The organism is Nonomuraea sp. NPDC003707 (assembly GCF_053587055.1).
The window spans coordinates 504,124-528,841 of record NZ_JBSFNK010000001.1; the positions used below are offsets into that span (position 1 = coordinate 504,124).

The 24,718-nt window shown below is 69.3% G+C and carries 28 protein-coding genes and 1 pseudogene; 13 read left to right on the forward strand and 16 right to left on the reverse strand.

Going from position 1 to position 24,718, the window contains the following annotated elements; genetic code table 11:
* Positions 1-50: 50 nt before the first annotated feature.
* Complete coding sequence (locus tag ACWDRB_RS02285) at positions 51-815, reverse strand: TIGR03084 family metal-binding protein (RefSeq protein WP_449891770.1); 765 nt, start codon at positions 813-815, stop codon at positions 51-53.
* A gap of 250 nt (positions 816-1,065) precedes the next feature.
* Between ACWDRB_RS02285 and ACWDRB_RS02290 the strand changes: the two genes are divergently transcribed.
* From ACWDRB_RS02290 to ACWDRB_RS02310, 5 genes are all read left to right on the forward strand, one after another.
* Positions 1,066-1,152 (forward strand): putative leader peptide, encoded by an 87-nt coding sequence (locus ACWDRB_RS02290; protein WP_350723228.1) that lies wholly within the window; start codon positions 1,066-1,068, stop codon positions 1,150-1,152.
* A gap of 107 nt (positions 1,153-1,259) precedes the next feature.
* Entirely contained in the window at positions 1,260-2,948 is a 1,689-nt protein-coding gene (locus tag ACWDRB_RS02295; RefSeq protein ID WP_350722671.1) for a nitrite/sulfite reductase, read from the forward strand.
* Positions 2,945-3,088, forward strand: a complete 144-nt coding sequence (locus ACWDRB_RS02300; protein WP_185077756.1) for an Insertion element protein — start codon at positions 2,945-2,947, stop codon at positions 3,086-3,088. The genes ACWDRB_RS02295 and ACWDRB_RS02300 overlap by 4 nt, the downstream gene beginning before the upstream one ends.
* Entirely contained in the window at positions 3,085-3,813 is a 729-nt protein-coding gene (locus tag ACWDRB_RS02305; protein ID WP_350722673.1) for a phosphoadenylyl-sulfate reductase, read from the forward strand. Before ACWDRB_RS02300 ends, ACWDRB_RS02305 begins: the two co-directional genes overlap by 4 nt.
* Positions 3,795-4,589, forward strand: a complete 795-nt coding sequence (locus ACWDRB_RS02310) for a sirohydrochlorin chelatase (protein WP_363965766.1) — start codon at positions 3,795-3,797, stop codon at positions 4,587-4,589. Before ACWDRB_RS02305 ends, ACWDRB_RS02310 begins: the two co-directional genes overlap by 19 nt.
* A gap of 7 nt (positions 4,590-4,596) precedes the next feature.
* Here the strand turns inward: ACWDRB_RS02310 and ACWDRB_RS02315 are convergent, their stop codons facing one another.
* Complete coding sequence (locus tag ACWDRB_RS02315; RefSeq protein ID WP_449891529.1) at positions 4,597-5,346, reverse strand: DUF1707 SHOCT-like domain-containing protein; 750 nt, start codon at positions 5,344-5,346, stop codon at positions 4,597-4,599.
* A gap of 168 nt (positions 5,347-5,514) precedes the next feature.
* Between ACWDRB_RS02315 and ACWDRB_RS02320 the strand changes: the two genes are divergently transcribed.
* Positions 5,515-6,852: an ankyrin repeat domain-containing protein gene (locus ACWDRB_RS02320; protein ID WP_449891530.1), complete on the forward strand. Its 1,338-nt coding sequence runs from the start codon at positions 5,515-5,517 to the stop codon at positions 6,850-6,852.
* Between the two features lie 30 nt (positions 6,853-6,882).
* Here the strand turns inward: ACWDRB_RS02320 and ACWDRB_RS02325 are convergent, their stop codons facing one another.
* The 4 genes from ACWDRB_RS02325 to ACWDRB_RS02340 all read right to left on the reverse strand — a co-directional run bounded on the left by ACWDRB_RS02325 (position 6,883) and on the right by ACWDRB_RS02340 (position 9,761).
* Positions 6,883-7,455, reverse strand: coding sequence for an HD domain-containing protein (locus ACWDRB_RS02325; protein ID WP_357732042.1), 573 nt, complete (start codon positions 7,453-7,455; stop codon positions 6,883-6,885).
* 104 nt (positions 7,456-7,559) lie between these two features.
* Positions 7,560-8,072: a hypothetical protein gene (locus ACWDRB_RS02330; RefSeq protein WP_449891531.1), complete on the reverse strand. Its 513-nt coding sequence runs from the start codon at positions 8,070-8,072 to the stop codon at positions 7,560-7,562.
* Between the two features lie 241 nt (positions 8,073-8,313).
* On the reverse strand, positions 8,314-9,204 hold the full coding sequence (locus ACWDRB_RS02335; RefSeq protein WP_449891532.1) for a maleylpyruvate isomerase family mycothiol-dependent enzyme: 891 nt from the start codon (positions 9,202-9,204) through the stop codon (positions 8,314-8,316).
* The gene (locus ACWDRB_RS02340; protein WP_350722683.1) at positions 9,204-9,761 is read right to left on the reverse strand and encodes a sigma-70 family RNA polymerase sigma factor; all 558 of its coding nucleotides are present in this window, start codon (positions 9,759-9,761) and stop codon (positions 9,204-9,206) included. Before ACWDRB_RS02340 ends, ACWDRB_RS02335 begins: the two co-directional genes overlap by 1 nt.
* Before the next feature lie 152 nt (positions 9,762-9,913).
* On the opposite strand from ACWDRB_RS02340, the gene ACWDRB_RS02345 reads away from it, so the two are divergent.
* Both ACWDRB_RS02345 and glgX read left to right on the forward strand, forming a co-directional pair.
* Positions 9,914-10,339, forward strand: a complete 426-nt coding sequence (locus tag ACWDRB_RS02345) for an OsmC family protein (protein WP_363965774.1) — start codon at positions 9,914-9,916, stop codon at positions 10,337-10,339.
* Between the two features lie 112 nt (positions 10,340-10,451).
* Positions 10,452-12,572 carry a glycogen debranching protein GlgX gene (glgX, locus tag ACWDRB_RS02350; protein WP_449891533.1) on the forward strand — a complete coding sequence of 707 codons (2,121 nt, stop codon included), beginning with the start codon at positions 10,452-10,454 and terminating at the stop codon, positions 12,570-12,572.
* Here the strand turns inward: glgX and ACWDRB_RS02355 are convergent.
* A complete protein-coding gene (locus tag ACWDRB_RS02355; RefSeq protein WP_350722688.1) occupies positions 12,526-12,939 on the reverse strand; it encodes a hypothetical protein in 414 nt (137 codons plus the stop codon). The genes glgX and ACWDRB_RS02355 overlap by 47 nt on opposite strands.
* Positions 12,940-13,132: 193 nt before the next feature.
* Between ACWDRB_RS02355 and ACWDRB_RS02360 the strand changes: the two genes are divergently transcribed.
* On the forward strand, positions 13,133-13,603 hold the full coding sequence (locus tag ACWDRB_RS02360) for a GNAT family N-acetyltransferase (protein ID WP_449891534.1): 471 nt from the start codon (positions 13,133-13,135) through the stop codon (positions 13,601-13,603).
* 82 nt (positions 13,604-13,685) lie between these two features.
* Here ACWDRB_RS02360 and ACWDRB_RS02365 read toward each other — a convergent pair whose 3' ends face one another.
* Entirely contained in the window at positions 13,686-13,934 is a 249-nt protein-coding gene (locus tag ACWDRB_RS02365; protein WP_449891535.1) for an SDR family NAD(P)-dependent oxidoreductase, read from the reverse strand.
* Positions 13,935-14,060: 126 nt separating this feature from the next.
* On the opposite strand from ACWDRB_RS02365, the gene ACWDRB_RS02370 reads away from it, so the two are divergent.
* Positions 14,061-14,660 carry a TetR/AcrR family transcriptional regulator gene (locus ACWDRB_RS02370; protein WP_355203876.1) on the forward strand — a complete coding sequence of 200 codons (600 nt, stop codon included), beginning with the start codon at positions 14,061-14,063 and terminating at the stop codon, positions 14,658-14,660.
* Between the two features lie 1,037 nt (positions 14,661-15,697).
* Here ACWDRB_RS02370 and ACWDRB_RS02375 read toward each other — a convergent pair.
* Positions 15,698-16,303, reverse strand: a complete 606-nt coding sequence (locus ACWDRB_RS02375; RefSeq protein WP_449891536.1) for a TetR/AcrR family transcriptional regulator — start codon at positions 16,301-16,303, stop codon at positions 15,698-15,700.
* A 68-nt stretch (positions 16,304-16,371) separates the two neighbouring features.
* Here ACWDRB_RS02375 and ACWDRB_RS02380 point away from each other — a divergent pair, with 68 nt between their 5' ends.
* Together ACWDRB_RS02380 and ACWDRB_RS02385 are read left to right on the forward strand one after the other, a co-directional pair.
* A complete protein-coding gene (locus tag ACWDRB_RS02380; RefSeq protein WP_449891537.1) occupies positions 16,372-17,073 on the forward strand; it encodes an SDR family oxidoreductase in 702 nt (233 codons plus the stop codon).
* Between the two features lie 73 nt (positions 17,074-17,146).
* Complete coding sequence (locus ACWDRB_RS02385) at positions 17,147-17,569, forward strand: tautomerase family protein (RefSeq protein ID WP_449891538.1); 423 nt, start codon at positions 17,147-17,149, stop codon at positions 17,567-17,569.
* 478 nt (positions 17,570-18,047) lie between these two features.
* Here the strand turns inward: ACWDRB_RS02385 and ACWDRB_RS02390 are convergent, their stop codons facing one another.
* The 3 genes from ACWDRB_RS02390 to ACWDRB_RS02400 all read right to left on the reverse strand — a co-directional run bounded on the left by ACWDRB_RS02390 (position 18,048) and on the right by ACWDRB_RS02400 (position 21,762).
* Complete coding sequence (locus tag ACWDRB_RS02390) at positions 18,048-19,067, reverse strand: alpha/beta fold hydrolase (RefSeq protein WP_449891539.1); 1,020 nt, start codon at positions 19,065-19,067, stop codon at positions 18,048-18,050.
* A gap of 967 nt (positions 19,068-20,034) precedes the next feature.
* Positions 20,035-21,273 carry a serine hydrolase domain-containing protein gene (locus tag ACWDRB_RS02395; RefSeq protein ID WP_449891540.1) on the reverse strand — a complete coding sequence of 413 codons (1,239 nt, stop codon included), beginning with the start codon at positions 21,271-21,273 and terminating at the stop codon, positions 20,035-20,037.
* 129 nt (positions 21,274-21,402) lie between these two features.
* Complete coding sequence (locus tag ACWDRB_RS02400; protein ID WP_449891541.1) at positions 21,403-21,762, reverse strand: DUF1048 domain-containing protein; 360 nt, start codon at positions 21,760-21,762, stop codon at positions 21,403-21,405.
* 310 nt (positions 21,763-22,072) lie between these two features.
* On the opposite strand from ACWDRB_RS02400, the gene ACWDRB_RS02405 reads away from it, so the two are divergent.
* Positions 22,073-22,801 (forward strand): MarR family transcriptional regulator, encoded by a 729-nt coding sequence (locus tag ACWDRB_RS02405; RefSeq protein WP_449891542.1) that lies wholly within the window; start codon positions 22,073-22,075, stop codon positions 22,799-22,801.
* 479 nt (positions 22,802-23,280) lie between these two features.
* On the opposite strand, the gene ACWDRB_RS02410 is transcribed toward ACWDRB_RS02405, so the two are convergent.
* The 4 genes and pseudogenes from ACWDRB_RS02410 to ACWDRB_RS02425 form a co-directional block, all read right to left on the reverse strand.
* Positions 23,281-23,637, reverse strand: a complete 357-nt coding sequence (locus ACWDRB_RS02410; protein ID WP_449891543.1) for a hypothetical protein — start codon at positions 23,635-23,637, stop codon at positions 23,281-23,283.
* Between the two features lie 190 nt (positions 23,638-23,827).
* A pseudogene (locus ACWDRB_RS02415) lies at positions 23,828-24,139 on the reverse strand (thymidine phosphorylase); the annotation flags it as partial.
* Positions 24,140-24,213: 74 nt separating this feature from the next.
* A complete protein-coding gene (locus ACWDRB_RS02420) occupies positions 24,214-24,423 on the reverse strand; it encodes a hypothetical protein (protein WP_449891544.1) in 210 nt (69 codons plus the stop codon).
* Positions 24,416-24,706 carry a hypothetical protein gene (locus tag ACWDRB_RS02425; RefSeq protein ID WP_449891545.1) on the reverse strand — a complete coding sequence of 97 codons (291 nt, stop codon included), beginning with the start codon at positions 24,704-24,706 and terminating at the stop codon, positions 24,416-24,418. Before ACWDRB_RS02425 ends, ACWDRB_RS02420 begins: the two co-directional genes overlap by 8 nt.
* Positions 24,707-24,718 lie beyond the last annotated feature (12 nt).

Below are 24,718 nucleotides of genomic sequence, written 5' to 3' on the forward strand. Positions count from 1 at the left end.
GAAGGATCTCACCGGCCGGTCCGCCCGCGTCATCCGGCAAGACCCTGACTTCACCCTGACCTGGGCGCCCGCCCCTTGCCGGGCGGCCCGGCGAATGCCTGCGCGATCTCCATCCAGGCCCGCGCGGGCTCGCCGGTCAGCTCCAGCGCGGTGTCGGACAGGTGGACGCGCTGGGTGACGGCCAGGCAGAAGTCGAGGACGGTGCCGCGGACGAGGCCGTCGGCTCCCTCGGGCCCCGCCGTCCACGTGGTCCCGTCCGGCATGGCCAGCTCGGCGCGTACGGTCTCCTCGGGCACCGGCAGGCCGCGCGCGATGAAGCTGAAGGGCCGGGCGCGGAAGCCCATCATGGCCACGTGGCGCAGCCGGGCCGTCGGCTCCCGGGTGACGCCGAGCGCGTCGGCCACGTCCCGGCCGTGCGCCCACGTCTCCATCAGCCGCGCGGTCACGAAGGAGGCGGCCGACATGGCGGGGCCGAACCACGGCACCCGTTCGCGCGCGTCCAGCGTCGCGAAGACCTCCAGGCTGCGGGAGCGGGCCGCGCGGAACCACGCGCGCAGCTCGGCCGGCGGCATCCCGCGCGACTCAAGGGTGAGTTCGTCCACGGACGTGAAGCCCGCCAGCGAGGCCTGGAAGCCGCCGGGGTCGGTGGCCGCGCGCACGGCGGCCTCGTCGAACCAGGCCAGATGGCTCACCTGGTCACGGATCGCCCAGCCCTCGGCGGGTGTGGGCCGCTCCCAGTCCTCGTCCCTCAGCGGATCGAGCAGGGCTTCGAGGGACGCGGTCTCGGCACGCAGGTCGTCGAGCAGCTCGGCCATGAGATCCACGCCCGCCAGCCTAACCCGAACAACGTTCTAGGAGAATAATCGTCTTGTGATCTGTGAGAGCTGCAAGGACAAACGCCACGAGGACTGCCGCGGCGGCTCCTGGTGCGATTGCCAGCACCAGGTCCAGGAGAAGCCCCACGAGCCCGACCTCAGCTGGAAGAGCCAGGGCTGAGCGAGCTGGACAGTCCCACACTCTGGACCCTGTCTTGGACAAACGGGACGGCCAGAGTATCTTCTAGGTATGCCAGCGGACCCCATGCTCGTCGGTCGACGCCACGTCGACCTTCAGCGTGTCCGCAGTGCCATCTGTTGCGACGCCCGCCTGTAACCCCATCCTTTTCACCGCTGAGCGCGTCGCACACCTCCTCTCCACCCCTGCCCTCGACGACGAGGCAGGAGGAACCCTGCGCGCGCCCATGAACCGAAGGACGCGCAATGAGCACCCCTGCCAGCCGCACTCCTGCCAGCCGGCACCACAAACGCCCGCGCGGCGAAGGCCAGTGGGCTCTCGGTTACCGTGAGCCGCTCAACAAGAACGAAGAGAACAAGAAGAACGACGACGGCCTCAACGTCCGCCAGCGCATCATCGACATCTACTCCAAGCGGGGCTTCGACTCGATCGACCCGGCCGACCTGCGCGGCCGCATGCGCTGGTACGGCCTCTACACCCAGCGCAAGCCCGGCATCGACGGCGGCAAGACCGCCATCCTGGAGCCGGAGGAGCTCGACGACCGCTACTTCATGCTGCGGGTGCGCATCGACGGCGGCCAGCTCGACCTCGCCCAGCTGCGCACGATCGCCGACATCTCCAACGAGTACGGCCGCGGCACCGCCGACCTGACCGACCGCCAGAACATCCAGCTCCACTGGATCGAGATCGAGTCGGTGCCGGACATCTGGGAGCGCCTGGAGGCCGTGGGCCTGTCCACCACCGAGGCGTGCGGCGACACCCCCCGCGTGATCCTGGGCTGCCCGCTGGCCGGGATCGACGCCGACGAGGTGCTCGACGCGACCGAGCAGATCCACGAGGTGCAGGACCGGATCGTGGGCAACCCGGCGTACTCCAACCTGCCCCGCAAGTTCAAGTCGGCGCTGAGCGGCTGCACCGCCCACTGCACGGTGCACGAGATCAACGACATCGCGTTCGTCGGCGTGGTCAACGAGCAGGGCGAGGTCGGCTACGACCTGTGGGTGGGCGGCGGCCTGTCGACCAACCCGATGCTGGGCAAGCGGATCGGCGTGTTCGTCCGGCCGGAGCAGGCGGTCGACGTCTTCGAGGGCGTGGTCGGGATCTTCCGCGACTACGGCTACCGGCGGCTGCGGCACCGGGCCCGCATCAAGTTCCTGGTCAACGACTGGGGAGTCGAGAAGTTCCGCGAAGTCCTCGAACAGGAATACCTCAAGGAGCCGCTGCCCGACGGGCCCGCCCCCGAGCTGCCGCGCGGCAGCCGCCGCGACCACGTGGGCGTCTTCCCGCAGAAGGACGGCAACTTCTACGTCGGCTTCGCGCCCAAGGTGGGCCGGCTCGACGGCGACAGGCTGCACCTGATCGCCGACATCGCCGAGCGGCACGGCTCCGGCCGGGTCCGCACGACCGTCGAGCAGAAGATGGTCATCCTCGACGTCGCGCCCGACCAGGTCGACTCGATCGTGGCCGAGCTGGAGGCCAACGACCTGCGGGTCCGGCCGTCCACGTTCCGCCGCCAGACGATGGCCTGCACCGGCATCGAGTACTGCAAGCTGGCCATCGTCGAGACCAAGGCCGCGGCCGCCGACCTGATCGACGAGCTGGAGCGGCGGCTGCCGGCGTTCGAGGAGCCGCTGACGATCAACGTCAACGGCTGCCCCAACTCCTGCGCCCGCATCCAGGTCGCCGACATCGGCCTCAAGGGCCAGCTCGTGGTGGACGAGAACGGCGACCAGGTCGAGGGCTTCCAGATCCACCTGGGCGGCTCCCTCGGCGTCAACGCCGGCTTCGGGCGCAAGGTGCGCGGCCTCAAGACCACCGCCAAGGCGCTGCCCGACTACGTGGAGCGCGTCGTCAAGCACTACGACGCCCAGAAGAAGGAAGGCGAGTCGTTCGCCGACTGGGTGCAGCGGGCCGACGAGGCGGACCTCAAATGAGCGAGCGAGCGGTCCCGTTCCACTGCCCGTACTGCGGCGACGAGGACCTCGAACCCTACGAGGGGGACGGCGGCTGGTACTGCCGCGCCTGCGCCCGCGCCTTCAAGCTCAAGTTTCTCGGGATCGGAGTGAAGATATGACGCTCGTGGACATCGAGGTCGGCCTGAAACAGCAGCGCGGCACCCTTGACCTGCAGGACATCGTCGAGTCCGCCGCGACGTTCCTCGAGGGCGCCCCCGCCCGCGAGATCATCCGCTGGGCGGCGGCGACGTTCGGCGACCGGCTGTGCCTGACCTCCTCGATGAGCGACGCCCTCCTGATCGACCTGGTGAGCAGGGTCAAGCCCGGCGTGGACGTGCTGTTCATCGACACCGGCTACCACTTCGCCGAGACGATCGGCACGCGTGACGCGGTGCGCCAGGTCTATGACGTCAACGTGATCGACATCAAGCCGTCGCGGACGGTCGAGGAGCAGGATCGCGACCTCGGCCCGCGCCTGTTCGGCCGCAACCCCGACCTGTGCTGCTTCCTGCGCAAGGTCGAGCCGCTCAACCGGGCTCTGGAGCCGTACCTGGCGTGGATCTCCGGCATCCGCCGCGACGAGTCCTCCAGCCGCGCCGACTCCAAGGTCGTCGAGTGGGACGCCAAGCGGCAGATGGTCAAGGTCAACCCGATCGCGGCCTGGACCCAGGAGGACGTCGACAACTACATCGCCGACAACGGGGTGCTGATCAACCCGTTGCACTACGACAACTACCCCTCGATCGGCTGCGCGCCGTGCACGCGGCAGGTCGCGGAGGGAGAGGATCCGCGCAGCGGACGCTGGGCGGGCCTGGGGAAGGTCGAATGCGGCATTCACCTGTGATCCCCAGCAGGGGACCCGTCCCGTTGGCAGGCGGGGCGGCCCCCGGCCGCGTGCCACTGGTGGCGGTGGCGCACGGGTCGCGAGATCCGCGTGCCGCCGCCACCGTGGCCGCGCTGCTCGACCGGGTACGCCTGGCGCGCCCTGAGGTGCCCGTACGGGTGGCGTACCTCGACCACTGCACTCCCGCACTGGGACAGGCGCTGAGCGGCCTCCAGGAGGCCGTTGTGCTGCCGCTGCTGCTCACCGAGGCCTACCACAGCCGGGTGGACCTGCCGGCGGCGCTGAACGAGGTCCGGGCGCGCGAGCCGCGCCTGCGCGTGCACTATGGCAGCACGCTGGGGCCGCACCCGCTGCTGCTGACGGCGCTGGAGCGGCGCCTGGCCGAGGCGGGCGTGCGCGCCGGGGACCCGGAGACCGCGGTCGTGCTGGTGTCGGCGGGTTCGAGCGACGCCAGGGCCAACGCGGTCATCGCGGGGCAGGCGCGGGCGTGGCGGCGTTCCGGCTGGTGGACGGTGTCCGCCGGCTACGCGTCGGCCGCCGATCCGTCACCCGCCGAGGCCGTGGCCGCGCTCAGGCGGGCGGGCGCGCCGAAGGTCGTCGTCGCCCCGTACCTGCTGGCGCCCGGCTACTTCGCGGACAAGGTACGGCAGACGAGCCTGGAGGCCGGGGCCGCGGTCGTGTCGGACGTGCTCGGCCCGGCGCCGGAGCTGGTGGAGGTGCTCCTGGAGCGTTACGAGGCCGCCCAGCGGCAGCCGGTGTCCTCCCTGGTCGGCTGAGCCGGGGTCAGTAGCCCCACCGGTCGCCGCGGCCGTCCCCGCGCGCCTGCCTGCCCAGCTCACGGGCCTGCCGGTTCAGCTCGCGGGTCTCCTGCCGCATCTGCCGGCCCAGCGCCCGCCAGTCCTCACCATGCAGCCGCCGCCAGTGCTCCCGCCAGGCCGCGAACGCGCGCTGCACCGGCTGCGCCCGCGAGTCGCCGATCACCTTGACGTCCCCCATCACGGCGTACGCGCGCACGCGCACCACCGGGACGTTCATGCCGGGGGCCGCCTGGAGGACGTCCACCCGCTTGTCGCCCATGACGGCCACGCCGTCGAGGTCCACGTTCACGCCGTCGGGGACGATGATCTTGACGTCGCCCATCACGGAGACGGCCATGATGTCCACCATGTCCGTGCGAACCTCGGCCTCGCGCAGGTCGAGCACCACGTCGCCCATCACGGCGACCGCGCCGAGCTCCTGGTCGATCCGCCAGGTCCCGCGCCGCTTGGAGTCGCCCATGAAGCCCACGAACCACCGCCGCTTCCTGCCCGCGGGCACCGGGGCGGGCGCCGGCGCCGGCGCGGGCGTGGCTCCCCCCGGCAGGTCCTGGGTGAGCAGGGCCAGCTCGGCGTGCGTGGTCGCGGAATAGGCGGCCTCGGTACGGTCGGTCAGCTCGGCGAGCGTCAGCCTGCCCTCCACCGATGCGACACGCAGCTGCTCGACGACGGCCTCGCGCTCGGCGTCCGAGGCGCGGAGCCCACCGGGATCAGTCATACTCGCAACATATCGCGTCTTGCCCGGAATGCGACTCCTCCCCGAGAAGGAAAACATGTCATCCCTTGTAGGTGTTTGAACCTAGACGCCGCTTTGGCGCGTACCAAGCGATGACACGGGGCTCTGGCTTGGCCCGGGGCGCGGCCGGACCAGGCTAGGGTCCCTGTCATGCATGAGGAACAGCTCTACCGCGCGGCGTTGAACGGCGAGACCGAGACCGTGGGCAAGCTGCTCACCGGCGGCGCCGATCCCAACAGCCCAGGTGAGGAGGGGTTGCCGCTGTGCGCGGCCGCCGCCTGGGACCGCGTGGAGGTGGCCGGCGCGCTCCTGACGGCCGGCGCCGACGTGAACGGCCGGGAGGAGGGCGGCTGGACGGCGCTGCACTGGGCGGCCTCCAACGGCCACGCCGCCACCGCCAAGGCGTTGATCGAGGCCGGCGCGGAGGTCGACGCGGCCAACGAGTCCGGCGACACCCCGCTCACGCTGGCCGTCCGGCGCGGCGCGCTGGGCGTGGTGCAGGTGCTGCTCGAAGCGGGCGCCGATGCCGAGAAGTACGACGGCGACGGCGACACGCCGCTCGAGATCGCCGCCTCCTGGGTGGGCGTGCACCTGGAGAGCGCGCTGCTCGACCAGATCGAGAAGGAGGGCTGGGAGTACGTCGTGGCCCGCCAGTACGCCAAGGACGGCACCGAGCTGGTCACGGTGGCCGGACGCGCGGCCGACGGCTCGGAGAGCGAGCAGGTGCAGGCGCAGCGCGGCCACGCCGCCGTCGCGACCCTGCTGGAGGACGCGACGGGCACGTACACGCCGGTGGAGCAGCTCGTGGCGCGGGCCGTGGCGCACCGCGACATCGACGAGGACGCCGAGACCTGGTGGATCGTGGCCGACTCGCTGGGCAGGCGGGCGGACGACGAGACGTACGAGGCGCTGGTCCGGCTGTGCGGGAGCGAGGACGCCAGGGAGCGGGAGTTCGGGGTCGACGCGATCGCCCAGTTCGGGTTCGCGGAGGGTGAGAAGCCCTACCTCGACACCACGCTGCCGCTGCTGCAGAAGATGGTCACCACGGAGGGCAACCCGCAGGTGCTGCGGTCGGTCCTGGCCGCGCTCGGGCACCAGGGGGACGCCCGCGCGCTGCCGTACGTGCTGGACGTCATCGGGCGTCCGGGGCACAAGCGCACGATGACGGACGCGATCGCGCTGGCCGACGTGCTGCCGCCGGGCCACGAGGAGGGCCTGGCGATGCTGATCGCGATGACGGAGGACGAGGACACGGAGGTGCGCGACTGGGCCACCGCCGGGCTCGCCGGGCTGTCCGAGGACACGCCCGTCATCCGTGAGGCCCTGGCCGCCCGCCTCGCCGACGCCGACCTGCGCACGGTGGCCGAGGCCACGCGTGGGCTGCTGACGCGCGGCGACGAGCGCGCTTCGCAGGGCGTGGATCGGGTGCTGGCGGAGAGCGCCGACGAGTACGAGCGGGACCTCGTCACCCGGCCCGTCACCGACTGACCCGCACCCTCCCGCCGGTCCGGGGAGCGCTCAGTCGCCGTTGAGCACGCGCGTCACCCACTCCAGGGTGCCGGTGCGCAGGGCCTCCTCGGCCAGCCGTTTCCCGGTCGGGGTCGTCAGGGCGTCCAAGGAGCTGTCGATCCAGCCCTGGACGTTCTGGTGCCCCTGCTCCCGGTATTCGACCGCCTGGATGAGGCATTCCAGCTTGTCCGCGTCCCGGGCGCAGACGGCTTCGAGGCTGGCCTTCTCCTCGTACTCCCCCACCGCGTCGCCGACCATGTCCGCCACCTCTGCGGGCAGGCCGCGCATCTGGTCGGCGGTGACGTCCTCGTTGGAGGCCGCCTTGAGGTAGCGCTTGCCGATGTACGGGATGTCGGTGATGCGGGTCTCCTGGGTGTCGTGGAAGAGGCTCATGAACGCGGCCCGCTCCGGATTCGCGCCTTCGAGCCTCGCGATCACGCCGGCTATGACGGCCGCTCGGAACGAGTGCTCGGCGATGCTCTCCGGGTCCCGTACGCCCGCCACCAGCCACCCGGTCCGCTTGTAGCGCTTGAGCAGCCCGAACTCGTACAGCAGCCCCGCCAGTCCCGTCGCGTCATCCATCACGGGGACCCTCCTCTCCTACGGCAAATGCCGTGGCCGTTTCGCCGGCCACGGCATTTGTCATCGACCGTTCTCCGAAAACGGGAGCTGTTTCAGCTCACCGGTTAATTCTCGCCGCCGAAGATATCCCGCCAGTCGTCCCCGTTGGGCCACCAGCTGTCGTTCTGGCCCGTCTCGTCCTGGCCCGTCTCTTCGGGGGCCTCGAACTGGTCGTCGTCCTTGATCGGCTGCTTGACCGGCTCCTCCTTGACGGGCGTCCGCACCGTCGGCGGCGTGTGGTGCACCGGACGGTGGTGCTCGCGGCGCGGTGTGCGGATGCGGATGATCTCGTCGTCATCACGGTGGTGGTGACGACGTCCCCAGCCGCCCCAGCCCCAGGGGCCACACCAGGGGCGCCAGCAGCCGCCTCCCCATCCGCGACGGCCGCAGTGCTTCCCACAGAGCGGCGGCTTCTCGTTCGAGATGACCCCGACGCCCGCGGCGCTGCTCGGCACCGCGCTCGCCGCGGCCGCCAGACCCGTGGGAAGGAGCAGGGAGCCGACGATGGCGCCGGCCAGCGTTAGTGTCGCGGCCCGCCCATGGCGAGGCGTCCGCGATTGCCGACTTTCAGTGTTCACGTGCATTCGTTTCCGTTCATGGGTAGATCGGCCCGAAATCCAGTGCCCACTATCTCCGCAGGCACTCAGACAGGGGCAGACGTACCCATGTGAATATTCTCGCCTAACTATGTAAACACAAATAACCTGTCAAAACCCGGCGGGGTCATTAAACGATGGTTTTGCGAGTTACTTAAAGGACCTCGCGCTATATCTCAGGGCATTTCCCGCCCAATTCCCCCAGAATGGACAGCGCCGCCGATCAGGGGCCGGAAAGCGCCGGGGCCGCGGTCAGGACGTCCCTGGCCAGCGGCAGGTCGCCGGCCAGCTCGGCCGGGAACTCGGCGGGCTCTCCCCTGCCGCCCAGCAGGAAGCAGAACGCGACCACGTCCGCCGTGATGTGGGCGTCCGGCGCGCCGGGCCGGGTGTCCTCCACGCCCAGCGGCACCTGCCACTCGCCCCCGCCCGCGCCCGTCAGCGTGAGGTGGAGGGTGCGGCCGGAGCCGTCCATGCCCGACAGGAGCATCGTCCAGGGCAGCAGGCGCGCGCAGAGGTCGGCGGTCGGGTGGATGTGGTCGGCGATGGGGTCGGGCAGGCGCAGCCGGGCGGTCCGGGCGGCGTCGGCCGTGTGGATCCAGGTCTCCAGGCAGCGCGCCAGGAGCTGGTCGCGGACCGGGACCTCCATGCCGTCCAGGGTGGCCGGGGTCGTGGGCGGCAGGTCGGCCAGGTGGCGGCAGAGGGCGTCGGCCTGGGCCCGCCAGTCCCTTCTGGTCTGCTCTGGGCTGCGGGTGCGCTCGTACGCCTGAACGTCGCTCGTACGTCCCGTCGAATCGGTCGCGCCCATGGGCGGCCCCAGCACGGGGGCGCCGACGGAGGCGGCCAGGAGGCCGTCCTTGGCGGCCAGGTGGGCGACGAGCTCCTGGAGGGTCCAGCCCTCGACGATCACGCGCGACCAGTCGTCGTCCACGGCCGAGGTCAGCAGCGCGTCCATCGCGGCCACCCGGCCCGCGTACGGCTCCGCCCAGGTCGCGGTTGGGGCCGCGGGCCTGCGCCGGGCCCTGGCCCCGGCCAGGAGCTGGGGCCGCAACGAACGGGCCGGCACCTCCGGGTCCTCCATCATCGCGTCCAGATAGAGGCGCTCGATGGGGTCCATTACACCTCTTCCTCCGCAAGCGCGTCCGCCAGGCGTCTCAGCGCCAGCCGGATGCGCGATTTGGCCGTGCCCTCGGGCACGCCCAGCTCCTCGCTCACCTGCCGATAGGTCCTGCCGCCGAAGTAGGCGAGCTCCACCGCCTCCCGAAGGCCGTCGGGCAGCGAGGTCACCGCCTGCCGCACCCGTTTGGCCTCGTCCGAGGCCAGGACCGTGTCCTCCAGTCTGTCAGGTTCGCGCTCGAACAGCCTGGGTCCGAGTGCCGACACCCGCCGCCGCTCCTCGGCGCGCACGTGGTCGACCGCGCGTCGGTGCGCGATCGTCGCGAGCCAGGCGCGTAAGGTGCCACGCTCCGGGTCGTAGGACAGGGGGCGCTCCCAGAAGACCAGGAACACCTCCTGAGTGATGTCCTCGGCGATCACCCGGTCCCTGGTGACCCGCAGCGCGAGCCCGAAGATCAGCGAGGAGAGCCGATCGTAGACCTCGCCCAGCGCGGACTCATCGCCGCCGACCACCCGCTGGTGCAGCAGGCGGTCGTCGTACGGTGCCTCCACTGGCACCACACTCCCGTGTAATCCGGACCAGAAGGCGGCGGGTGCGCCGCGACCCGAGCATGTCATTATTCGCCGGAAAAGTAGAGCTGGATGACCGAGAGGCAGGGAGTTTGCCGGCGCGCGATAAGGTCGGAGGACCAATACGGAGGGAGCACGTCATGGCCACCACTCGCACCGCCACCACCCAGTGGAAGGGCAACCTGATCAACGGTTCGGGCACCGTGTCGCTCGACACCTCGGGCGTGGGCACGTTCGAGGTCTCCTGGCCGTCCAGGTCCCAGGAGGCCGGCGGCAAGACGTCCCCGGAGGAGCTCATCGCGGCCGCCCACTCCTCCTGCTTCTCGATGGCGCTCTCGCACGGGCTGGCCGGCGCCGGCACCCCGCCGGAGTCACTGGAGACCAGCGCCGACGTGACGTTCCAGCCGGGTGAGGGCATCACGGGCATCGTGCTCACGGTGAAGGGCCACGTTCCCGGCATCTCGGCCGAGCAGTTCGCGGAGGCCGCCGAGACGGCCAAGGCCAACTGCCCGGTCAGCAAGGCCCTGACGGGCACCATGATCACGCTCAACGCCGAGCTGCTCTGACGGTCGCCGCGACCTGCCCGGCCCGGAGGCCGGGCACGTGGAGACCCCGGTACGGAGGGCGATCGGCGCATTGAGCGACCAAGAGCGGGTTCGCGTGCGACAATTGGGCCACATGCGCGAGGTCTGGCCGGGCGAGCCCTATCCACTCGGCGGCACCTGGGATGGCGTTGGCACCAGCTTTTCGGTGTTCTCCGAGGTTGCCGAGCGAGTCGAGCTGTGCCTTTTTCATGACGACGGCACCGAGGAGCGCGTCGACCTGCCCGAGGTCGACGGGTTCGTCTGGCACGGCTACCTGCCGGGCATCCAGCCGGGCCAGCGCTACGGCTACCGCGTCCACGGCCCGCACGACCCGTCGCAGGGCCACCGGAGCAACCCCGCCAAGCTGCTCCTCGATCCCTACGCCAAGGCCATCGACGGCGAGCTGACCTGGAACCAGGCGCTGTTCCCCTATTACTTCACCGATCCGACCCGGCGCAACACCGAGGACAGCGCCCCCTACATGCCGAAGAACGTGGTCATCAACCCGTTCTTCGAGTGGGGCAACGACCGGCCGCCGCGCATCCCGTACCACCAGACCGTGATCTACGAGGCCCACGTGCGCGGGCTCACCATGCGCCACCCCGACGTGCCGCCGGACCTGCGCGGCACGTACGCGGGCGTGGGGCATCCGGCCATCATCGATCACCTGCTGTCGCTGGGGGTGACGGCGGTCGAGCTGATGCCGGTCCACCACTACATCCCCGAGCACTTCCTGGTCGCCCGCGGGCTGACCAACTACTGGGGCTACAACACCATGGCCTACCTGGCTCCCCACGGCGGCTACTCCAGCGCGGGGACGCGGGGGCAGCAGGTGCTGGAGTTCAAGGCGATGGTGCGGGCGCTGCACGAGGCGGGCATCGAGGTCATCCTCGACGTCGTCTACAACCACACGGCCGAGGGCGACCACATGGGGCCCACGCTGGGGTTCCGGGGGATCGACAACGCCGCCTACTACCGGCTGCACGACGGCGACCGGCGCTACTACCTCGACTACACCGGGTGCGGAAACTCCCTCAACGTACGCTCGCCGCACGCGCTGCAGCTGATCATGGACTCGCTGCGTTACTGGGTCCTCGACATGCACGTCGACGGGTTCCGGTTCGACCTGGCCTCGGCGCTGGCCAGGGAGTTGCACGACGTCGACCGGCTGAGCGCGTTCTTCGACCTGATCCAGCAGGATCCGGTGATCTCGCAGGTCAAGCTGATCGCCGAGCCGTGGGACGTGGGGCCCGGCGGCTACCAGGTCGGGAATTTCCCGCCTTTGTGGACGGAGTGGAACGGCAAATATCGCGACATCGTGCGCGATTTCTGGAGAGGCACGCATTCCGCGCTCCCCGAGTTCGCCTCCCGCCTGACCGGCTCCGCCGACCTGTACGAGTCCTCCGGCCGCCGCCCGGTCGCCTCGATCAACTTCGTGACCTGCCACGACGGTTTCACCCTCAGCGACCTGGTCTCGTACGACCACAAGCACAACGAGGCCAACGGCGAGGACAACCGCGACGGCACCAACGACAACCGCTCCTGGAACTGCGGCGCCGAGGGCCCCGTGGAGGACCCCGGCATCGTCCAGCTCCGCCACCGCCAGCGCCGCAACTTCCTGGTCACCCTGTTCCTGTCGCAGGGGGTGCCCATGCTCTCCCACGGCGACGAGCTCGGCCGCACCCAGCGCGGCAACAACAACGCCTACTGCCAGGACAACGAGCTGGCCTGGGTCGACTGGTCGATGCTGCACACGGAGCCGGAGCTGCTGGAGTTCGTCAGGGCGCTGTCGAAGCTGCGCCGCGAGCACCCGGTCTTCCAGCGCCGCCGCTTCTTCCACGGCCGCCATCCCGAGGACGGCAAGCGCGACCTGGTCTGGCTCACCCCGGGCGGCACGGAGATGACGGCGGGCGACTGGCACATCGGCTACGCCAAGTCGCTCATGGTCTACCTCAACGGCGAGGCCATCACCGAGCCCGGGCCGCGCGGCGAGCGGATCGTGGACGACTCGTTCCTGCTGCTCATCAACGCCCATCACGAGAACATGTCGTTCACGCTGCCGGGCGAGGAGTGCGGCACCGGATGGGTGCCCGTGCTCGACACCAGCCACGAGACGATGGAGGACGCGTTCGTGGACGAGGGCTGGCAGGCCGGCGACCTGGTCGCCGTCACGGCCCGTTCCCTCCAGGTCCTGCGCCAGCCGCGCTCGCGGTGAGCAGCATCAGCGCGAACGTCGCCACCCCCGCCAGGCCGTGCAGCGTCACCGCCAGCACCGGGAACCGGCGCCCGCACGTCGTGTGCCGCCCGGCCCCGAGCCAGCGCGTGGACATCGTGAACCCCAGCAGCGCGGCCACCGCCAGCCCTCCGAACGCGGCCCACGCCAGCGCCCTGCTCCCCGTGACCAGCCCGCCCACCCAGCACACCAGCGCCGACACGGCCAGCGTCGGGTGGGAGAACACCAGCGCGGCCGGGAAGCGGGTGACCTTGGCCCGGCGCAGCCCGTCCCCGGAGAGCCAGAAGTAGAGCAGGTACACTCCGGCCAGCGCGGCGATCGCCCACGCCACAGCGGTGATCAGACCCACAGGGCCTCCCTCCCCCGATCCCCTTCCGCCACGTAAGCACGTGAACGCCCGCGCGTCCTTGGATACACAAAAGTGCTATACGCCCCATATCCCGAAATGCCCGCTCGCATCTGCTAGCTTTACCTTTCCGGCCGGATGTTGCTTCCGGCCGGAACGTGTTTGTATGACCATTTCTCAGGCAACCGTGCGGCCCGTGAGCGCCGCGGACCACCCCACCGTCGAACGGCTCTGGCTCATGTTCCGCCACGACATGGCGGAGTTCCAGGGCGGGCTGCCCAACCCCGACGCCACCTATCACAGCGACCGGTTGCGCTCGGCGCTCGAGGACGACGACTGGGCGGCCTACCTGTTCACCAGCGGCGACCGGCCTGTCGGGTTCTCGTTCGTGCGCGCGCTGTCCGGCCCGGCGCGCGTGCTGAACAGCTTCTTCGTGGTACGCGGCGCGCGCCGGTCCGGGATCGGGATGGAGGTCGTGCGGGAGGTGATCTCCCGGCACCCCGGCCCCTGGAAGATCGCCTTCCAGGACTCGAACGCGGCGGCCGTCGCGTTCTGGCGGCGCGTCGCCATCGAGATCGCCGGTGAGGCGTGGACGGAGGAGCGCCTGGCCGTGCCGAACCGGCCCGACGTTCCCCCGGACGCGTGGATCTCCTTCACCACCGCCTGACCAGCCCAGGAACCGGGCGGGGCCCGCGACGAGCGGGCCCCTGAGGCTGTGAACGATAGTTGGCCACGATGAGTTCTGTTGATCAGTAACGGGATCGGGTGACGAGAAAGGATCCGACGGCCTGCGGGTCGGCCAGGTCGGCGCCGATGAAGCGCACGGTGCCCGTCGCGCTCTGCCGTACGTCGACCACGACCTGGGCGCCGCGGTCCGGGTCGGTGCCGGTAATGATCACGTTTGCCCCACCGGCGGCGAGAATCTTCGCCGTGGCGTGCCCGAGCCCGCCGATGGCGCCCGATCCGGTGATCAGCGCCGTCTTGCCGTGGAAGTCCATGTGGGCCTGCCTTTCTCCGCTGGTGCGCGAGCTCGCCAGCGACTTCCATGCGACCGTTCAATAAGTCGTCCGGCCATCAACGTACAGACTTTTGTGTGAGCGGTCAAAAAGTCGTAACCTGGGAACATGGCACGCACAGGACGCCCCCGCGCGTTCGACAAGGACCAGGCCCTGGAGCGCGCGCTGCTGCTGTTCTGGTCCCGGGGCTACGGAGAGACCTCTGTCCAGGACCTCGTCGACGCGCTGGATCTGGAGCGGGGCAGCCTGTACGGCGCCTTCGGCGACAAGCGGCAGTTCTACCTGGCGGCGGTCCAGCTGTACTGGGACACCTACGAGCGCGAGCTGATCGCGGCGCTGGAGGCCGGGCCGGTGCTGCCGGCGCTGCGTGAGGTGCTCGCCAACCCGGCCCGGGCACAGGAGCACGCCTCCGACGCCGGCGTTCCGCAAGGGTGCATGATCGGCAACACCACCGCCGAACTGGTCCCGCAGGACGCCGAAGCCCGCGACATCGTGGCCCGCTCGCACGCCCGTTTCACCCAGATCGTCGCCGACGCCCTGCGGCGCGCGCAGGTCGGCGGCGAGGTCACCCGTGCCGCCACCCCCGAGGCCCAGGCGCAGCTGGCGCTGTTCACCGTCCAAGGCCTGTCCCTGGTCTCCCGCGCAGGACTCGACACCTCCGCCGCGCTCGCCGCCGTCGACGCCCTGATCGACGCCCTTCGTGCTTGAAGAGCACCATTCCGGCGAGGTTGTTTTCATTCCGGAATCCACTGGTCTCGTCCGGTTCGACGCCCCAGACCTGATCGCGGACGGTGGCCTAGGGTCGGTGGTGCGGTCTGCCCACGCTGGTCGGGGAGTACGGTCTGGCTGCGGCCTCGAACGACGGCACCGCAGCCTTCTCCGCGGCGAAGGTGATGTCGCTGGTGGGCGTCATGGCCGCCGACAGCATCGATGACATGCACCGGCCACGGCATGCACGGTGCGATGGGCAGTCTGTTCTCCGCGCGGCTCGCTGATCAGCGGAACCTGATGAATGCCGGATGCTGTTGCAGTATCCTCCGACACCGCGACGGAGGCTCGACGCGATGCGCGGCCATCGTCACCTCGGAGCCCATCATCGTGTCCCCAAGTTGGCCACGGGTGGGGATCGCCCAGGACAGAGGGACGACTACCCCTTTGTCTGGTACTGCCCCCGCCAACGCGCCGTGCCTGCGACGTCTCAGGAGGTTGGAAGAGCGCGGAGTGATCACTGGCTACCGGGCAATCGTCACCCGCCGACGACGTGGAAAGCGTGATCATCCCCGACTGCGGCCACTATCCGGCCGAAGAGGCACCCGGGGAGATGCTGGCGGCCCTCAAACCATTCCTGATGGCCCGCCGCTGGGCGATCGGAAAGGAAGGGGCCCGGTCGACGCGGTCCTTGGCCGCGAACCTGCGCGCAAGTCGCGGTTTCGCTGTCGTGTCGGAGCGGTTCAATCGTCATCTTGGGTTCTTGGCCCTTTCTCGCAGGTCAGAGCGAGATGATCTTGTCAGGCGTGTAAGGCACGGTGCCGAACCGGGCAGCCATAAGCGCGAGGTCCGCGGCCCCGTCCCGCAAGCGCGGAGATCACGATTGCCGCGCCCAGTCCGCGGGAGACACGAACGAGGCGCGCGACGACGACGATGATGACGAGGGCTGGCTCCCGGCGCCCGTGAGCGCGTGACAGGACAAGCAGGACAAGGGGGCGTTTCGTGGCGGTGACCTTTCGCCCGACGGTCGGGCAGCTTTACGACCCGATGCGCGAGCAACTACCCGAGGCGATGTTTTCGTCACCCACGAGATGTTCGCGGACCGCGGTGAGGATCCGGTCGGACAGGTCGTCGTCGGCGCAGGCCCGTGACAACAGCAACGCTCCCACGATGGTGGACAACTCCACGAGCACCGCCTCCTCGTTCCCGTCGTCGAACTGCCGCATCCCGTCGACCATGCCGCGCAAGCCGGTGGCGAACGCCTGACGCAGGGGGTCGCCGGGTTCGGCGCGGGCGGCGTCCGCCGCGAGGGCCGGGCCGGGGCAGCCGAGGGCGGGGTTGTCGCGGTGCAGGGCCGACACATAGCCCGCCAGGAATTCGGTGCGGGCGCGGCCGGGGGTGGTGTGCTGTGTGAGGTCGTCCAGGGCGGTGGCCCGTTCGGCGAACGCGGCCGAGCAGGCCTGGGCGATCAGGTCGTCCTTGGAGCTGAAGTGGCGGTAGAAGCCGCCGTGGGTCAGCCCCGCCGCGGCCATCGCCTGCGGAACGCTCACCTTGTCGACGCCGTGCGCGCGCAGCAGCTTCGCCGTGGCCTCGATTACCTGCTCACGGTGCCGCTCGGCTTCGGCCTTGGATGCTCGGGGCATGGTGGGTACACTTCCCTCACGATATAGATGATGCTAATCATCTATTCTACTCAGAAGGAGGTCCGTCCATGGTCGCGATCGAGAATTCCGTGGCGCTGGTGACCGGTGGCCAGCGCGGTCTCGGCAAGGCGTTCGCCGAGGCACTGGTGGAGCGCGGTGCGGCGAAGGTCTACGCGACCGCGCGCAAACCCGCTACCAGCGATGATCCGCGAATCCTGCCCGTTGCCCTCGATGTCACCGATCCGGACGCGGTATCGTCCCTCGCCGCCCAGGCCCGGGAGGTGACCATCGTGATCAACAACGCCGGCGTGCTCATCCCATCGCCGCTGCTGAAGGCGGACATGGCCGACGTGGTCGCCACGTTCGACACCAACGTGTTCGGCGCGCTGCGAGTGGCGCAGACCTTCGCTCCGATCCTGGCGGCCAACGGCGGTGGGGCGCTGGTCGACATACACTCCGTGTTGTCCTGGGGTGCCGGCGCGGCGGCCTACGGTGCCTCGAAGGCCGCGCTGTGGTCGATCACGAACTCCCTGCGCGTCGAACTGGCCCCGCAGGGCACCCAGGTCGTCGGCGTGCACCTCGGCTTCGCCGACACCGACATGGCGGCGGAGATCCCGGTCCCGAAGGTATCGCCCGCCGAGGTCGCCATCGCGGTGCTGGACGGCATCGAAGGCGGTGCCGACGAGGTGCTCGTGGACGAGGTCACCAGGCGGATGAAGGCGGCGCTGTCCGGCCCGGTAGGAGGGCTCACCGTGACCATCGGGCGTTGAGCCGTCAGACATTGACCCGTCTGACATTGAGCCGTCAGGCGCGTAGCCGTCGAACCTCAAGGAGGCAGGGCAGATGCCGTTGTGGCAGGTCTATCATCCCGTCGGCGCGTATTCCGAGGAGCAGAAGCGTGGCTTCGCCGAGGATGTCACGCAGTTCTACGCCCGTTTCGGGCTGCCGAAGTTCTACGTTGTCACGCTCTTCCACGAGGTCCCGCGGGCATCGTTTCTGGTCGGGGGAGTACCTTCGGACGACACCGTGCGCGTCGTGATCGAGCACATCGCCCGCCATGCTGAGGATTCCGGCCTGCGCGAGCGGATGAGCGAGGCCCTGGGTCGCCTGCTGGCCGCGCATACCGGCGACCGCGGGCTGCACTGCGAGTTCCACATCGACGAGACCCCGCGGGATCTGTGGATGATCGACGGGTTGTGCCCGCCCCCGACGGGTTCGGAGGCGGAGCAGCTCTGGGCGCAGGACAACCGGCCCGTGCCCTACTGATCACGCCGCACCGATCAGGCCGCTCTCGAGATCGAGGGCCCCTCGGTGATCAACCGGACGGTTTCGCCATGCTCGCCCGCAGCGCCAGCCCAGGCGGAAAAACTCGCTCCGTGCCTCTGGGCTGCGACCTGACAAGATCCTCTGTTCGAGCTCCTGCGCGACAGGCCGAATCAACATGGCGGTGTTCGGGCCCCGCAAGGAGCAGCGGAGGATCCAACGCCCCCCTTGGAGCTGGGACTGCCAGATTCGACCGGTCGACAGGGGCGATCCCGCGCTCCTGACAGATTCCTTCGGCTGCTGCCGAGATCGGACGTCCGGCACACGTCGACTTCCGATGTTCGGAATCACAGAAGGAGTTCGAAGACACCTTCTTTAGCTTGATCTTTGACCTTGCCGACGATGACGGGAATGAAAGCTCAGCCGGCAGCTTCTGAGGCCGAGGTTGGCGGGGCCGAGGCGGTGCTCGGTGCCAGCAGCATCACCACCGCGACTCGGCGACCTGGCTGGTGAGCCAGGACTCGATGTGCTCGTTCACCGCGTGCGGTGCCTCCATCTGGAGCCAGTGCCCGGCCGGAACGGTGGCCTCGGTGAGATCTGGGCAGGTGGATCGCATCGCGTTGAGTGCTGTGGGGCTGCGAAGGTCGGCGACCTGGTCGTAGGCGGCGCCGATGAACAGCACCGGTAGTCGGAGCACGCGACCACCCGGTGCCGCGTCCGCGTAGCGAGCGTTCACCCCGTGGTTGAGGTAGTAGCCGGTGGGCCCGCCGAACCCGTTGCGCGCCAGGGCATCGGTGAGGTCGTGAAAGTCGCGCTCAGTCAGGACCGTGGTGCTCAGCGGGGCGTCCGGGGCGCTCGGGGCGCCGCCGAACCAGCCGCCTCCGCGAGTGATCGCGGATGTCGGTGCGGGCCCGGTGTGCTCTGCCGGGTTGCCGCGGCGGAAGAGCGCCTTGACCGTGTTGCCTGGGGCCGACTCGAAGACGGACGCCGCGTGCTCGGCGTGGCTCTCGTAGTAGGCCATGTAGTCGAACTGGCCGTACGGGTTCGTGTCCTGTGGGTATCGGTCGCGGTCGACCGTCACGAGCAGGCCGTCCCACCCGCGTTCCAGCGTGCCGAATGGGACGGCTAGCGTGGCAACGGCGACAGACCGCTCAGGGAAGTGCGCGGCGAGGTTCCAGACTGTGGGGCTTCCCCAATCGTGTCCGATCCAGACAGCCCGCCGGCGCCCGAGGTGGTCCAGCAGGTTGAGCATGTCGGCGGCGACGAGCTCTTGCCGGTAGGCGGCCGGGTCGTCATGAACGGTGGAGTCACCGTAACCCCGCATGTCGGGTGCGACCACTCGGTAGCCCTGTGCGGCGAAGTACCCGAGCTGGTGCCGCCACGTCGAGGCAAGCCCCGGCCAGCCGTGGACGAACACCAGCACAGGACCGTTTTCCGGCCCGGTTTCGAGATAGGAGGTGGTGTGCACGGGCGTGACGAGCGTATGCCTGAACGTGTTCACGATGCCTCCGCTTTTGTGCGCTGCGCAGGCGCGTTACTGCGTCGGAGCGTCTACTTCCCGGCCTGAACTGGGATACGCCCAGACGCACAGCCATCTTCGCCGGCCAAGCTCAGCGAGACTGACGCGACGGCAGCGCCAACGGCCGCGAACAGCTCCTGACCCAGCCCGCAGGACCGTCAACTCCCAGCAGTGGGGGTATCGGTCCGAACGCTACCGCTGACTTGTCCGCTCCGCCGACCACCTCCTGGTGATCACCGCGCTTGAGAGACAGGGCCGCGAACCTCGCGCTTATGGCTGCCCGGTTCAGCACCGTGACTTACATGCCTGACAAGATCATCTCGCTCTGACCTGCGAGAAGGGGCCAAGAACTCAAGATAACGATTGTAGGCCAGCGGGCGCAGCCACTTGTTCCAGTCCGGGTCACGTCCCAGGGACCGATGCCAGATAAGCCACATACAGGCATCCCGGCTTTGGGGAGCGGCGGGCGTGCGGACGGGCTGGGCGTGCATGCTGTTGATGGCGATGACGCGGACGCGGTAGCCCAATGCGCGGATCTCGCCGAGCCAGCTGTCCCACTGGTCCCAGGCCCGGACGTCGACGACGTGTCGCAAACCTCCGGCCACAACCGCGCCGAACTCGAACGCCGCCTCGGTACGCCAATGACCGCTACCTGCGCCTGTATACCAACCCACCCGACGACATCGCCGCTGGCTACGTCGAAGACCTATGACCGCAAGGCTCAAGCACCCTGAAGACCAGTGGGCCCACCTGGACCTGGGCTTGGCCGCCTGAGAAGTGCCTCCGGCCATGATGTGGTCGGCGTGGTACAGGCCCTGGGTGAGCGGGCGGGGCGCGTGCTCGTCGGCCGTGCTGGGGGAGACAAAGGTGATCGCGGAACATGGTGGCGTCGAAGGCCGGAGCCTGGTCGAGGTCTTTCTGCCGGAGCGATCTCGACCAGGTAGGCGGGTCAGTTGTCGATTGCCTGGTAGAGGGTGGTCCAGAAGTCGTGGATGGCGTTCGCCGAGTCGGGGGTGGACATCCCGGTCTGGGTGAGCAGGATGCCGACGAGGCCGTTCTCGGGGTCGGCGTAGGTGGTGGTGCCGGCTCCGCCGTCCCAGCCGAACTGGCCGATGGGCGCGTAGTCGCCGCGGTAGGTGCGCACCGCCATGCCGAAGCCCCAGCCGCCGTGCTGCCCCAGGCCGTACCCCGTATGGAGGACGTTGCGGGCATAGACCTCTCGGGCGGCTTGCTGCTCGGGCGTGAGGCGGTTGGTGGTCATCAGCTCGACGGCGGCCTGGGACAGGATGCGTCGGCCGTCGTGCATGCCGCCGTTGAGGAGCATGCGGAAGTAGGCGTGGTAGTCGTCGGCGGTGGAGTCGAGTCCGCCGCCGCTGGACGGGAACGCCGGAGGCTTGCTGTGGTGTCCGCCTTCGGCCGGGTCTTCCACGGTGAACTCTCCGGTCTGCCAGTCGGGGGCGTACAGGGGCGGCAGCCGGTGGATCTTGTCGGCGGGCACGTGGAAGGCGGTGTCGGTCATGCCGAGGGGGTCGAAGACGCGCTCGCGCAGGAACGTCTCGAACGGCTGGCCGGTGACCCTGGCCACCAGCACGCCGAGCACGTCGTCGCTGAGGTTGTACTGCCAGCGCTGTCCGGGCTGGTAGGCCAGCGGGAGCGTACCGAGGCGGCGCATCCACTCATCCGGCCCCAGTTCGGGCAACAGCCATCCGTCCTCCTGGCCGTAGACCCCCTGCTCGAAGAGCGCGCCCATGATCGGAGCGGTCTTCGCCGTCAGATCCAATCCGAGCCCGCACGTGGAGGTGAGCAGGTCCCGTACGGTGATCGGCCGCCGCGCCGGCACGGTCTCGTCCAGCGGGCCGTCGGGCCGCTTCAGCACCTGCCGGTCGGCGAGTTCGGGCAGCCACGAATCCACCGGCTCGTCCAGCCGCAGCCGGCACTCATCCAGCAGGACCATCGTCGCCGACACCGCGACCGGCTTGGACGTGGAAGCCATCCGGAAGATGGTGTCCCGGCTCATCGGCGCGCCCCCGTCATGGCGCATTGTCCCGATCGTTTCGACGTGTGTCTCCTCGCCTCGGCTGACCAGGGCGACGAGTCCGGGAATCTTCCCGGACTCGACATGCCCGGCCAGCACCTCGCGCAGTCTGTCCAGCCCGGTCTTGGAGAAGCCGCTGTTGCTGTGTCCCATCACAAATTTCCTTACATACAAGTGTTCGATACACAACGTTGATCTTGCGTGACCCGTCCCGTCCCGGCGCGGCGCTCGGCCTCGGGCGCGATGTGCTGGGTCGTCGTCAGACGGTCTTGTCGTGTTTCCTTAACCGGCGGCGCGCTCGATGGCGTCGGTCAGTTGCTTGCGCGCACGGGCGGGGACGTAGCCGCCGTCGGTGTAGTTCCGGGCGAACGCCTCGGCGAATTTCACCGGGTCCTGCCCGACGATCTCGCGGATCGGCGTTCCGTCCGCCGCGGCCTGTTCGAACAGGGCGGCGAGGTCTTCGAACCTCGACGCGTCGCTGTTGGCGTCAGTCGGCACGAAGTGCATCATGTGCCGCTGAATAGCTTCGACCGCTGTGCGGTAGTTCGGCGGAAGCTGTCGTACGCATGCCTGGTACTGCCGCCACCGCCGCTTGGGGCCGATCATCATCGCGACGAAACCGCCGAATTTGGTGTCGGACATGGTGATCCGTCTCCTTTGTGGAGCCGTTCGAGCCGTTGCGTGGGGAAGCTCCAGATCCTCCACCAGGCCGGTTGTTCATGCATCGCTGAACGTCTGCGACAGTACATTGCATTCATAAATGAGTCAACATCACGGGAAAGCCGATAAGCCTGTTCAAGAGCAGTCTGTGGACGAATACTGCAATGAGTATGACGCTGATTGCAATAGATGATCAAGATCTGTGTTGCAATGGACTTCGAGTGATTGCATACTGTGCGGCGGGAGTGCGGGCGCCGAGGCGCGCACGCCGGCAGATGGGAGACGAGCACCGATGCCCGGAGACAGACTCACCGACGAGGACCGTCGGCACATCGCTACAGGGCTGGCCGAGGGGCTCGGATACACCGAGATCGGCCGGCGTCTCGGGCGGCCCGGCTCAACCATCATGCGGGAGGTCACCCGCAACGGCGGGCCCGACGATTACCGGGCGCAGCAGGCGCAGGAAGCCACCCAGCAGCGTGCGCGCCGGCACAGGAAGGCCAAACCTCCGGCGCCGCCGATCGGCGACAGCAGCCACGGGCGCGACCCCCAGGCGGTCCAGAACGTCACCGAATCCTTCGCCACGCTCCTTGAGCAGCAAGGGATGCCCCGGATGGCGGCCAGGGTGCTGGCCTGCCTGCACGTCACCGACTCCGGCAACCTCACCGCCGCCGACCTGGTCCAGCGGCTTCACGTCAGCCCCGCGTCGATCTCGCAGACCGTCGCCCTCCTGGAACAGCAGGGACTCCTCAAGCGGGAACGAACTCCCGGCGGGCGCCGCGAACGCTACGTCGTCGACGACGAGCTCTGGGTCCGCTCCACCCTCGCGGCTCTGCAGATGAACGAGACCCTGGCCGCCACCTCGCAGCGCGCGGCGGAGGTTCTCGGGGCCGCGACCCCGGCCGGCGCCCGCTTCTGCTCCTCTGCCGAGTTCCTGCTCCTCGTGAACGCGAGCCTCGGACAGGTCATGGAGCAGTGGCAGCGGAACCAGGACGAACGGAACGCCAGGCACCGGTCATGATCTCTCGCGGCTTTCGGCGGGGCCCAGGAAGGGATCCCCTATGAAGACGCACTCCCACCATCGCTCGCTCCTGCGCGGCATGCCATGTACGCGATAATGGCCGCTTATCACGTACATGAGCGATCGCGGCGACGCGCCGACCAGGAGAGCCCCTCGCCGGATCGATGCGCGACTCCGGCACGTTATCGGGTACATCGCGGCGAACGTCGCGCGGCGGCCGGCCGCACTGCTCCAGAGCTGCAGGCCAAGAGCCGCCACCAGCACCTGGCCAGCCTCGGCCGCTACATCCGCCTGGGCGAGGAGACCTCAGCCCGCATCACCGCCGTCCCCGCTGATCAAATCACGGTGCCAGTCCCCGCAGGTCAGCCCTCTACTTGGCGGCCGAAAGCAGACTGGCCGACGGCACCCCGTATCACCCGTTGATCGCCGAGGTGCTGACCCGGACCGGTCGCCAGCTGACCGGCGCGAGCCGGCCAGCCTCATGCTCGCTTGGTGAAGTGCGCGCGTACCCACAGGTAGCCGAGCAACGAGAGCCCGGCGCACCCGGCGATCGCCATGACGACCGGTCCCGCCGACGGCGGGCCGGCCAGCAGGCCGCGCAGGGTGTCGATGAGCGGGGTGAACGACAGGTGCCGAGCTATGGGCCGCATTCCCGACCCCTTCTTGCCAGCCGGCACGAGCCCGATGATGATCCCGATGGCCACGAGGCTCGCGAGCATGACGTCGTAGCGGGCCAGCGGGCCCCGCATTGTGTGGCGGAAGTCGATGCCGTCCAGGACGATCTTGTCCTCGTACGCCTTACGCGGCGTCGCGGCCGCAATCACTGAGCCGTTCATGGTCGTTACGGTCGCGGACCGCTCTGATGCCCGGCCGGTGTCGCGCTGACGCGGCCGCTGACACGGCCGGCGCGGCGCAGGCATGGGCCTCGCCCCCAGAGCACATGCCTGCCTGCAACGCAGCCAACATGCCTTACGTGCCTGACAAGATCATAACGCTCTGACCTGCGAGAAGAGGCCAAAGACCCAAGATAACAATCGCCGCGTCGGGGTCGCCGCCCTGAGCCTGGATCATGCGCCGCCACACGTCCATGGCCGATCCGTCGCGTAGGCGGTCTGCCGGGTCGATCCCGTCGAGTCCGGCGGTGGCGAGCATCTCGCGGGCCAGGGTGAGCGTCAGATCCACCACGTCGGAAGGCCCGCCGCCGGCCAGGTCCTCCACCGACTCGCGCACTTCGAGGGCGTTGCCCGCAGTGAGCCCGAGCGGGGTGTTCATGTCCGTCAGGACGGCCACGGTGGCTATCCCGTGGTCGTCGCCCAGCTCGACCATGGTCCTGGCGAGGCTTGCGTGAAGCCCATCGCGTCGCGCCGTGAGGCCCCTCCGCGAGGCCTGCTGTCGGGATGTCTGCCGCTGGCTCACAGCAGCCTGCCGTTCTCGTCCAGGAACGCCGCCAGCGCCGCGTCGTCCAGCGCGGAGCCGGTGGCCAGGTCCTGGACGGCGGCGATGGTCGCCTCGGCGCCGTCGCAGAGCTCGGCGATGGCCTCGGCGCGATCGGCGGTGAACCGGATCTGCTGCTTGTGCAGCAGCGACAGCGCCCGGGAGGCGGCCATGCGGATTTCAGCCATGCGTTGAAGACGTCCATGGACGCATCGGCCTCGGTTCCATCCCGGGCCGCGCGGGCTTGAGCAGCCGGCGTCTCCCGCTCACGGCGCTGGGCGTCATCGAATTCGCGCTGCCGCTGGCTGGTGACGTCGGCGGCCGCAGCGCGGTCTTGACCGCCTTCGGATGTTCGATCACGTAGGTGATGGCCGCGGGGCGGGTTCCAGAGCTGACCGCCTCCCGCTCGATCCCCTTGCGCCGCTCGTCCGAGATGGCCCGGGCGTCGAAACTGCGATAGTAGCCCAACATTACTTGACGAAC

Coding starts and splice junctions, on each gene's coding strand:
- ACWDRB_RS02310 (WP_363965766.1), top strand. CDS start 3,795: ATGCGGCATTCACCTGTGATCCCCAGCAGGGGACCCGTCCCGTTGGCA.
- ACWDRB_RS02335 (WP_449891532.1), bottom strand. CDS start 9,204: ATGGACCCCATCGAGCGCCTCTATCTGGACGCGATGATGGAGGACCCG.
- ACWDRB_RS02305 (WP_350722673.1), top strand. CDS start 3,085: ATGACGCTCGTGGACATCGAGGTCGGCCTGAAACAGCAGCGCGGCACC.
- ACWDRB_RS02370 (WP_355203876.1), top strand. CDS start 14,061: ATGGCACGCACAGGACGCCCCCGCGCGTTCGACAAGGACCAGGCCCTG.
- ACWDRB_RS02395 (WP_449891540.1), bottom strand. CDS start 21,273: ATGGGACACAGCAACAGCGGCTTCTCCAAGACCGGGCTGGACAGACTG.
- ACWDRB_RS02290 (WP_350723228.1), top strand. CDS start 1,066: ATGCCAGCGGACCCCATGCTCGTCGGTCGACGCCACGTCGACCTTCAG.
- ACWDRB_RS02295 (WP_350722671.1), top strand. CDS start 1,260: ATGAGCACCCCTGCCAGCCGCACTCCTGCCAGCCGGCACCACAAACGC.
- ACWDRB_RS02365 (WP_449891535.1), bottom strand. CDS start 13,934: ATGGACTTCCACGGCAAGACGGCGCTGATCACCGGATCGGGCGCCATC.
- ACWDRB_RS02425 (WP_449891545.1), bottom strand. CDS start 24,706: ATGTTGGGCTACTATCGCAGTTTCGACGCCCGGGCCATCTCGGACGAG.
- ACWDRB_RS02320 (WP_449891530.1), top strand. CDS start 5,515: ATGCATGAGGAACAGCTCTACCGCGCGGCGTTGAACGGCGAGACCGAG.
- glgX (WP_449891533.1), top strand. CDS start 10,452: ATGCGCGAGGTCTGGCCGGGCGAGCCCTATCCACTCGGCGGCACCTGG.
- ACWDRB_RS02410 (WP_449891543.1), bottom strand. CDS start 23,637: ATGAACGGCTCAGTGATTGCGGCCGCGACGCCGCGTAAGGCGTACGAG.
- ACWDRB_RS02315 (WP_449891529.1), bottom strand. CDS start 5,346: ATGACTGATCCCGGTGGGCTCCGCGCCTCGGACGCCGAGCGCGAGGCC.
- ACWDRB_RS02405 (WP_449891542.1), top strand. CDS start 22,073: ATGCCCGGAGACAGACTCACCGACGAGGACCGTCGGCACATCGCTACA.
- ACWDRB_RS02300 (WP_185077756.1), top strand. CDS start 2,945: ATGAGCGAGCGAGCGGTCCCGTTCCACTGCCCGTACTGCGGCGACGAG.
- ACWDRB_RS02420 (WP_449891544.1), bottom strand. CDS start 24,423: ATGGCTGAAATCCGCATGGCCGCCTCCCGGGCGCTGTCGCTGCTGCAC.
- ACWDRB_RS02380 (WP_449891537.1), top strand. CDS start 16,372: ATGGTCGCGATCGAGAATTCCGTGGCGCTGGTGACCGGTGGCCAGCGC.
- ACWDRB_RS02375 (WP_449891536.1), bottom strand. CDS start 16,303: ATGCCCCGAGCATCCAAGGCCGAAGCCGAGCGGCACCGTGAGCAGGTA.
- ACWDRB_RS02385 (WP_449891538.1), top strand. CDS start 17,147: ATGCCGTTGTGGCAGGTCTATCATCCCGTCGGCGCGTATTCCGAGGAG.
- ACWDRB_RS02325 (WP_357732042.1), bottom strand. CDS start 7,455: ATGGATGACGCGACGGGACTGGCGGGGCTGCTGTACGAGTTCGGGCTG.
- ACWDRB_RS02285 (WP_449891770.1), bottom strand. CDS start 815: ATGGCCGAGCTGCTCGACGACCTGCGTGCCGAGACCGCGTCCCTCGAA.
- ACWDRB_RS02400 (WP_449891541.1), bottom strand. CDS start 21,762: ATGTCCGACACCAAATTCGGCGGTTTCGTCGCGATGATGATCGGCCCC.
- ACWDRB_RS02345 (WP_363965774.1), top strand. CDS start 9,914: ATGGCCACCACTCGCACCGCCACCACCCAGTGGAAGGGCAACCTGATC.